The sequence below is a fragment of the Pseudoalteromonas sp. TAB23 genome (assembly GCF_000498075.1).
Classification (GTDB): domain Bacteria; phylum Pseudomonadota; class Gammaproteobacteria; order Enterobacterales; family Alteromonadaceae; genus Pseudoalteromonas; species Pseudoalteromonas arctica.
On sequence record NZ_AUTP01000092.1, the window covers coordinates 1 to 8,829 of the forward strand.

Below are 8,829 nucleotides of genomic sequence, written 5' to 3' on the forward strand. Positions count from 1 at the left end.
AAATACTAGGCGTAAAGGCAAGCTCACTGACTTCGATGTGATAAATGATAGCTAATCATTTATCAATGAGAGATACAAGGCGTGAAGCTTGCTTACGCAAGAAGCACCGCTTCTGTTTATTTAATTTCTTTGCTAACAAAACCACTTAAAGATCTATTTCACAAAGAGAAGTGAAAGAGGAGTAAATGAGAAAACACAAGCCATGCTTTATTAGCAAGACTTAGCCTTATTACTACCTCTAAAAGCGCAGCGTCTCTTAATCTCTTTGTGAATAAATCGCTTATTATGGGCGTGAAGAAACTTTAATAATTATTCAAAGTATGTAAACAAAAAAGCCCCGCTATTTATTAAATAGCGGGGCTTTTAAATAAGTGTTAGTAATTAATCAACACTCAATGTTTTAGTCATTGCAGAACTTGCACGACCAGCAGGTTTGATAGAACCCGCACGTAAACCACTGTCTGGTACTAGGTCACGTTTATCGTGAGCCATTGCTACAGATGTGTGTTTTACTTCGCTATCAGCTACAGGAGTAGGCTGTGCCATTGGCGCACTTGCAGACCCTTGAGTAACCGCTGTTTTAACATGCGGTGCTGATTTTTCAGTTTTCACTTTTGCTTCAACTTTAGCTGGCTCTTCAGTTACTACTGGAGTTTCAACTTTAGCTGGTTCTTCAGTTACTACTGGCGCTTCAACTTTAGCTGGCTCTTCAGTCACTACTGGCGTTTCAACTTTAGCTGGCTCTTCAGTTACTACTGGCGTTTCAACTTTAGCTGGCTCTTCAGTTGCTACTGGCGCTTCAACTTTAGCTGGCTCTTCAGTTACTACAGGAGTTTCAACTTTAGCTGGCTCTTCAGTTGCTACTGGAGTTTCAACTTTAGCTGGCTCTTCTACAGCTTCAACTTTTGCTAAGTCTTCAACTGCAACGGCTTGTTCAATTTGCTGCGCTGCATCCACAGGTGTTTCTTCAGATTTAGCTTTAAGTTCTGCTTCATATTCTGCAGCAGCTTGATCAGCTACTGGAACAAATGCAGGGGCTTCGTCAGATTTAACTTCTGCTTCACCTTCAGGACGTCGACGACGTTGACCTGATGCACGAAGATGACGAGGAGAACGGCGTGAACGTGTACGTGTTTGCTCTTGCTCGTCTTCAGTAGTTGCTGCTTCATCGTTAGAATCAACAACGTCAACTTTCTCTTCTTTAATGTGAGCTGTTTTTTCTGCCGGAGTTTGTGTTTGCTTTTCTACAACAGGCGCTTGCTCTTGAACTTGTGGAGTATCAATAACTACAGCTTGTTCAGGTGTTTGCTCTGTTGAGTTAGCTTGCTCAGCGTTTTCATCTTGCAGACGTACTTTTTTACGTATGTTACGACGTTGACGGCGAACCTTAGGCTTTTGCTCTTTAGGCTCTACAGCTTGAGCTGGCTTAGAATCAGTTTCTACTTCTACTTCTGCTTTTACAGGGGCTTCAGTTTTAACTTGATCTTTTTCTTCGCTTTTATGCTCTGGGCGCTTACGAGAGTTAGGGTTACGACGACGCTTATTGCGGTTCTCGTTTCTCTCTTGAGTCTCGGTGCTTGTTGCTGCTGGTGAGTCTGTTTTAACTTCCTCTTCAGCTGCAGGACGCTCATTGCGTGGTTTATTAGTGCGCGGGTTATTATTACGACGACGTTGGTTGTTATTACGACGACGATTATCGTTACCACGGCGAGCGTTATTACGCGCTTCTTGCTGCTCTTTTTCTACAGCTTCTTTTTTCTCTTCTACTGTTTCGCTTGCAAATAACGATTTAAACCATTTAGTGATTGCTTCAAACAAGCCACCTTCAGTTTTAGTCTCTGTTACTACAGGCTGAACTACTGGTGTAGGCGTTGCTTGTGGAGCCGGTGTAGAAGGCATTACAACACCTTTTAGCATTGGCTCTTCACGTACTGGTGCACTTGGTGATTTTGACATCTCAAATGCTTCAGGTTCTGGCGCAACAACTTGTCCGTAACTTACCGTTTCAAGTGTTTCGTCTTTACGTAAACGCATAACTTCGTAATGTGGTGTTTCCATATGTTGATTAGGAATAATCACTACGTCACATTTATGATGTTTTTCAATGCGATGAACACTACGACGTTGCTCATTTAATAAATAAGCGGCAACGGCAACAGGCACTTGTGCATTTACTTGTGCTGTGTTGTCTTTAATTGCTTCTTCTTCAATTAAACGAAGAATAGAAAGCGCAATTGATTCGTTTGAACGAATAGTACCTTGGCCACTACAACGTGGACATGGGCCTTGGCTTGCTTCACCTAATGAAGGACGCAAACGCTGACGCGACATTTCAAGTAAACCAAAGCGCGAGATTTTACCAATTTGAACACGAGCACGATCTGGGCGAGCAGCATCTTTTAAACGATTCTCTACTTCACGTTGATGGCGTGGAGGCGTCATATCGATAAAGTCGATAACAATTAAACCACCTAAGTCACGAAGACGTAATTGACGTGCAATTTCATCGGCTGCTTCTAAGTTAGTATTAAGTGCTGTTTCTTCAATATCGCCGCCTTTAGTTGCTTTAGACGAGTTGATATCGATGGACGTTAGTGCTTCAGTTGGGTCAATTACAATTGAACCACCAGAAGGCAAACGTACTTCACGCTGGAACGCAGACTCAATTTGGCTTTCAATTTGGTAATGCGTAAATAAAGGAGTGTCACCTTGATAAAGCTTAACACGGCTCATAAAATCAGGACGAAAACGCTCAATGTGCGCTTTAGCTTCTTCAAAAACACGTGGTTTATCAATTAAAATTTCGCCAATATCACGACGTAAATAATCGCGTATCGCACGGAATATTACATTGCTTTCTTGGTGTATTAAAAATGGCGCTTTAGCACTATCGGCTGCTTGTCTAATTGCTTCCCAATGTACTAATAATGCTTTTAAATCGTAGTTTAATTCTTCAAACGATTTACCAACACCCGCTGTACGAACAATTAAGCCCATACCTTTAGGAAGTTCTAAACGACCCAATGCTTCTTTAAGTTCAGTACGTTCATCACCTTCAATGCGACGAGAAATACCGCCAGCACGAGGGTTGTTAGGCATAAGCACTAAGTAGCTACCAGCAACACTGATAAAAGTAGTTAACGCAGCGCCTTTTTGGCCACGCTCTTCTTTATCAACTTGTACTATAACTTCTTGACCTTCTTTTATTACGTCGCGGATGTTAGGGCGACCATGAAAAGTGTAACCTGCAGGGAAGTAAGTACGGGCAATTTCTTTTAAAGGAAGGAAACCATGGCGGTCAGCACCGTAATCAACAAATGCTGCTTCAAGAGATGGTTCAATGCGAGTGATTTTGCCTTTATAAATATTGGCTTTTTTCTGTTCGTGACCTGGGCTTTCGATATCTAAATCATAAAGGCGTTGGCCATCAACCAGTGCTACGCGCATTTCTTCTTGCTGCGTTGCATTGATTAGCATACGTTTCATATTGTTACTCTACTTATTTATGTCGCTGACATGACGATGTTTTTCTCGCCTGTTCAGTTGTCCCTATTTTTAGAATGTGCAGCCTCACGACTGGGTCTTTAACGGAACGGCTCTGTTTCTCGTATGCAGTATTTTAAATGCTGGCAAACAATAGCAATTATTATCGCTATTAAATTCTTAATGGTGCTAAAACTGTCGGCTTTTCAGCTACGTTTACAAGTTTTACCCAGAAGTCGGCCTGTCATATTAATCTTACTAAATATCATTCATATTAGGCGCGTAGGGCTCATTAAGTTGGTGAGCAATACATACTGATGTATCGCTAATATCCGTTTTAAGAGCAAAAATCGCTGCCGATGTTAATGAACGCTTATTTATTAGATTTTTTTAGTTCTAAATAAGCTGCTATACGGTACTACAATAATTGAGCTAGTGCTGAACGACGTTTTTTACGTCGTCACTATCAGACAAATTATCTGTTCATTGCTTTCTCTAGCACGTTAAAAATCGCTTCATGTTCAAACTTAACCAGCAATATATTACGCGCATTGCCGTTAATTGATCGCACGTGTTAACTGAGGAGGCATAAAAGCTTTGGAAAACTTAACTCGGATCTGTATGATCGGCTACCCAGAATGTGCATCACGAATGTTTTAATGTGTTAAAAAGCACCGTTGTTATTTGCAAATACTAAATATTTGCGCTGCTGATTATCCCACTATTATTACAGTGTTAGCAACTAAATTATTTTACTTAAATTAGTGATTAGGCAATGTCAGAAAAAAACGACTTACAAGTAACTTATGTCACGATCAACGAAGACCATTTAGGTCAGCGTATTGATAACTTTCTTATTACCCATTTAAAAGGGGTGCCTAAAAGCGCTATTTATAAACTTTTGCGCAAAGGTGAGGTACGCGTTAATAAAAAGCGTATTAAGCCTGTATATAAACTACAGCTTGAAGATGTACTTCGTATTGCACCTATCAGAGTTGCTGAGCGTGAAGAATTTGTTCCATCAAAATTAGACAAAGTAACTCGCCTTGAAAACGATATTTTATTTGAAGATAAATACCTTATCGTAATAAATAAACCATCAGGTATGGCTGTTCATGGCGGCAGTGGTTTAAGTTATGGCTTAATTGAAGCTTTGCGAGCACTTCGCCCAGAGGAACGTAGCCTTGAGCTAGTTCATAGGCTTGACCGTGATACATCAGGTTGTTTACTTATAGCGAAGCGTCGTTCGGTGTTAACAGCGTTGCATGAACAACTTCGTGAAAAAACAATGGAAAAAAATTACTGGGCACTTGTAGAAGGGCAGTGGGACTCTAAAACTAAAAACGTAACCGAAGGGCTGCGTAAAAATACACTTAAATCGGGCGAGCGCGTAGTACGCGTAGATAACACTGAGGGAAAACCTTCACATACGCGTTTTAAAGTACTTGAACGTTTTAACGATTGCTCACTTGTACAAGCATCGCCTGTTACAGGGCGTACGCACCAAATTCGTGTGCATACGCAATGTAAAGGTCACCCAATAGCGTGCGACGATAAATATGGCGATCAGGGTTTCGACGATTCTATGCGTAAAGTTGGGTTAAACCGATTGTTTTTACACGCACATGATTTAAGTTTTTATCACCCTAAAAACGAAACAACTATGCGTATTGAAGCACCGCTAGATAAAACGCTTAAAAATACATTACTAAAATTACGAGATGCAAAACTGTGATTGCAGTGACTCCAATTAAAAAATATAAGCTCGTCATTTTTGATTGGGACGGCACTGTTATGGATTCAGTCACTAAAATAGTTAACTGTATTCGTAGTAGCGCCGAGTCACTTAATTTAGTGCCACCTAGTGACGAAGCCATTAAAAACATTATTGGTATGTCGCTTGAAAAAGCAATTGACGTTTTATTTCCTGATAATGTAGCGCAGCACCAAGCGTTAATTTCAGGTTATAAATATCAATACAGTGTGGATACTACTCCCACGCCTGTATTTGCTAATGTTGTCAGCGTTTTAAATGCCTTAAAAGAGCAGGGCATTGTTTTAGCGGTTGCAACAGGTAAAGGTAGAGGTGGATTAGAGCGTTTGCTTGATCAAAGCCAACTTAGACATTTTTTTAGTGCAACACGTACAAGCGATGAGGCACTGTCCAAACCGTCTCCAGATATGTTGTATCAATTGCTTGAAGAACTCGGCATAAGCGCTCAAGACGCTGTAATGATTGGTGACACTCAAATAGACATGACCATGGCAAAAGCTGCTGGCATGGATAGAATCGGCGTAACAATGGGTGTACACAACGCACAGCAGCTAAATAAGCTTAGCCCTGTTGCAACAGTAGATAATTATCTGCAACTGCAACAGGTTTTGCTTGGCTAATTTATTTAACTAAAACTTGTTTTGAGCAGTAAGTACATCAATACCAAACTCAGCCAGTAGCTGGCTGAGTTTAATTAATGGTAATCCAATTAAGCTATTAGGATCGTCTCCGCTTAGTTTTTCAAATAAACAGATACCCAACCCTTCACTCTTAAAGCTGCCAGCACAGTTATAAGGCTGCTCAGCATCGCAATAAGCGCTAATTTGTGCATCACTGAGTGTTTTAAACGACACATTAAAAGGTTCTACGCAGGTTTTTTTAGTGCCAGTTACAATATCGTAAACACAAAGCCCTGTTAAAAATGTTACAGTATTACCGCTAAATAAATTTAGTTGTTTTAGAGCATTTTGTTTATTATGTGGTTTACCTAAAATTTGATTATTAAACACAGCGACTTGGTCTGATCCAATAGCTAACCCTTTGTTAAAGTGTTTATTAGCCGCTGAGGCTTTTAATTCACTTAAGCGCTTAACCAGTTCGGTAGGTGTTTCGCATTCAAGTGCTGATTCGTCAACGTCTGGTGAAAACGTATCAAATGGTAAATTAAATTTTTGTAATAAAGACTGCCTAAAAGGCGAGCTTGACGCTAAAATGAGTGGATGCTTCACGGACTGTTTTCCTACGATAATTCAGATTGAGTTAGGATAAATCAGATCCGAGAGTAAAACACGTTAAAAACCAAGTAAAAATGGTTTTTTACTTTGACTAACAAACTAACTATCTATATGATGCAGCCCCTATGCAAAAGGTGAAAATTCCCATCACTCTTCATCCAGGCAAAGCAGCGCAGCACCGTTTAAAGTATGACGGAATTGTACCGCTTGAAAAACTTACTCGTTTAGAGAAAGTTGTGCAGGAAGAAGTAGGTGAAATAGCGGTAAAAATACATTGCAAAAACGATGATCAAGGTTTCGCTGTGATTAGAGGCAATTTGTCCACACACGTTACTGTCATTTGTCAACGTTGTAATGGTGATTTAGGGTTGGATTTGGTTCAAGACTTTGCATATTCACCAGTAGGTGAAGATACAGAGTTAGATATTTTTCCAGAAGACTACGATGAAGTAGCGCTTGATGAAAATGGTGAAGTTAACGTTTTTAATTTAATTGAAGACGAACTAATTTTAGCAATTCCATTAGTGGCTACCCACAACGAAGCTTCATGCAGTTATTCAGCAAAGCCTGCCAGCTTTGGTGTATTAAAGGCGGAAGATGATAAACCTAATCCATTTGATATTTTGAAACAACTTAAGAAAGATTCTTAGGAGAAGACTATGGCTGTACAAAAAAGCAAAAAGTCTCGTGCAAGACGCGGCATGCGCCGTTCACACGATGCGATCAGTGGTCCAACTTTAACTGTAGATCAAACATCTGGTGAGACTCATCGTCGTCACCATGTGACTGCAGATGGTTACTACAAAGGCGTTCAAGTAATTTCTAAATAAGAGATTACTTATATGCTGAAAGATCTAACCATAGCGTTAGATATGATGGGGGGCGATTACGGCCCCCGTTCATCTATTCCTGCTGCCGTTTGTGCAGTAAATGCTCATGCCAATTTAACTCTCATTTTATGTGGCAATGAACATGTTATATCTAAAGAACTCGAATCCCTCGATTCTCTACCTCATCCTAGACTCATAATTCGTCACTGTAGTGAAATAGTCACCAATGCCTGTGAACCTGCAATTGCTGTGCGTTCAAAAAAAGATTCATCTATGCGTGTTGCCCTAGATTTAGTTAAATCGGGCGAGGCTCAAGCATGTGTTAGCTCAGGTAATACCGGCGCTCTATTTTTTATGGCTCACTATGTATTAAAAATGTTGCCAGGTGTTAAACGTGCCGCACTCATTTCATCTGTTCCTACAGAGCTTAAAAACCCAGTATATTTACTCGACTTAGGTGCTAATGTGCATTGTGATGCGCAAATGCTCTATCAGTTTGGCATTATGGGCTCTATTGTTGCTGGACAAGCACTTGGTTTGGATAATCCTCGCGTTAGTCTATTAAATATTGGCGCTGAGGACATTAAAGGCCACGACGACATTAAACAAGCTGCACAATTAATGCAGCAAAGCCCACATATAAATTATATTGGTTACAGCGAAGGAAGTGATATTTTTTCGGGTAAGGCTGATGTCATAGTATGCGAAGGATTTGTGGGTAACGTGGCACTTAAAACATGTGAAGGCATTGCCAAGCTTATTATGAATAAGTTTACAACCGCGCTCGAAAAGCACCTTTTATATAAATGTATGGCGTTTATATTGCGCCCAATAATAAAAAAACTCTATAAAAGGGTGAACCCCGACCAGTATAACGGTGCTTCTCTGGTAGGATTGCGCGGTATTGTCGTTAAAAGTCATGGAAATGCGTCAGCTAAAGCATTTCAAGCAGCAATTGATGAAGCGGTAAAAGAGGTTGAACGTCAACTTCCTGATAAAATAGCCGCTATTTTCGAAAAAACACATTCTAAAGACACGGCGGTTAATCAATAATTGATGTGCCGTGTATTTCATTATTTATTTGTTTAATTAAAAAGAGCAAAGTATGGCACAAAAAATTGCACTTCTATTCCCAGGTCAAGGCTCGCAAAGCGTTGGTATGTTACAAGAACTACTAGAGAGTTCTGACATTGTTAAAGCAACATTTGCAGAAGCGTCAAATGCACTGGGTTACGACTTAGCAGAGCTAGTTCTTAATGGCCCAGAAGAAAAATTAAATCAAACCCACCGCACACAACCTGCATTACTAACTGCAAGTGTTGCTATTTACCGTGATTGGTTAGCAGCTAACCCTGATGCAGACGTTGTTATGGCGGGTCACAGCTTAGGTGAATACTCAGCGTTAGTATGTAGCGATGTATTAAGCTTGAGCGAAGCCGTAAAGCTTGTTGAAAACCGTGGTTTATACATGCAAGAAGCCGTGCCAGCAGGCGTAGGTTCAATGGCT

8 protein-coding genes are annotated in these 8,829 nt (G+C 40.3%); 6 read left to right on the plus strand and 2 right to left on the minus strand.

Going from position 1 to position 8,829, the window contains the following annotated elements; translation table 11 throughout:
- Positions 1-381 precede the first annotated feature (381 nt).
- A complete protein-coding gene (gene rne / locus L654_RS0102140; protein WP_024607120.1) occupies positions 382-3,486 on the minus strand; it encodes a ribonuclease E in 3,105 nt (1,034 codons plus the stop codon).
- 772 nt (positions 3,487-4,258) lie between these two features.
- Here rne and rluC point away from each other — a divergent pair.
- Together rluC and L654_RS0102150 are read left to right on the plus strand one after the other, a co-directional pair.
- The gene (rluC, locus tag L654_RS0102145; RefSeq protein ID WP_010554171.1) at positions 4,259-5,218 is read left to right on the plus strand and encodes a 23S rRNA pseudouridine(955/2504/2580) synthase RluC; all 960 of its coding nucleotides are present in this window, start codon (positions 4,259-4,261) and stop codon (positions 5,216-5,218) included.
- Positions 5,215-5,877, plus strand: coding sequence for an HAD-IA family hydrolase (locus tag L654_RS0102150; protein WP_024607121.1), 663 nt, complete (start codon positions 5,215-5,217; stop codon positions 5,875-5,877). The genes rluC and L654_RS0102150 overlap by 4 nt, the downstream gene beginning before the upstream one ends.
- 9 nt (positions 5,878-5,886) lie before the next feature.
- Here the strand turns inward: L654_RS0102150 and L654_RS0102155 are convergent, their stop codons facing one another.
- A complete protein-coding gene (locus tag L654_RS0102155) occupies positions 5,887-6,486 on the minus strand; it encodes a Maf family protein (protein ID WP_024607122.1) in 600 nt (199 codons plus the stop codon).
- A 131-nt stretch (positions 6,487-6,617) separates the two neighbouring features.
- Between L654_RS0102155 and yceD the strand changes: the two genes are divergently transcribed.
- The 4 genes from yceD to L654_RS0102175 form a co-directional block, all read left to right on the plus strand.
- Positions 6,618-7,142 carry a 23S rRNA accumulation protein YceD gene (gene yceD / locus L654_RS0102160; protein WP_007585727.1) on the plus strand — a complete coding sequence of 175 codons (525 nt, stop codon included), beginning with the start codon at positions 6,618-6,620 and terminating at the stop codon, positions 7,140-7,142.
- Between the two features lie 9 nt (positions 7,143-7,151).
- The gene (rpmF, locus tag L654_RS0102165; protein WP_002962381.1) at positions 7,152-7,322 is read left to right on the plus strand and encodes a 50S ribosomal protein L32; all 171 of its coding nucleotides are present in this window, start codon (positions 7,152-7,154) and stop codon (positions 7,320-7,322) included.
- Between the two features lie 12 nt (positions 7,323-7,334).
- Positions 7,335-8,375, plus strand: coding sequence for a phosphate acyltransferase PlsX (gene plsX, locus L654_RS0102170; RefSeq protein WP_007585728.1), 1,041 nt, complete (start codon positions 7,335-7,337; stop codon positions 8,373-8,375).
- Between the two features lie 52 nt (positions 8,376-8,427).
- Positions 8,428-8,829: ACP S-malonyltransferase (locus L654_RS0102175; RefSeq protein WP_024607123.1), on the plus strand; the 402-nt coding region annotated here is incomplete at its 3' end.

Bases quoted from the DNA above. Each gene is read 5' to 3' on its own strand.
- rne (WP_024607120.1), bottom strand. From the start codon at position 3,486: ATGAAACGTATGCTAATCAATGCAACGCAGCAAGAAGAAATGCGCGTA.
- rluC (WP_010554171.1), top strand. From the start codon at position 4,259: ATGTCAGAAAAAAACGACTTACAAGTAACTTATGTCACGATCAACGAA.
- yceD (WP_007585727.1), top strand. From the start codon at position 6,618: ATGCAAAAGGTGAAAATTCCCATCACTCTTCATCCAGGCAAAGCAGCG.
- rpmF (WP_002962381.1), top strand. From the start codon at position 7,152: ATGGCTGTACAAAAAAGCAAAAAGTCTCGTGCAAGACGCGGCATGCGC.
- plsX (WP_007585728.1), top strand. From the start codon at position 7,335: ATGCTGAAAGATCTAACCATAGCGTTAGATATGATGGGGGGCGATTAC.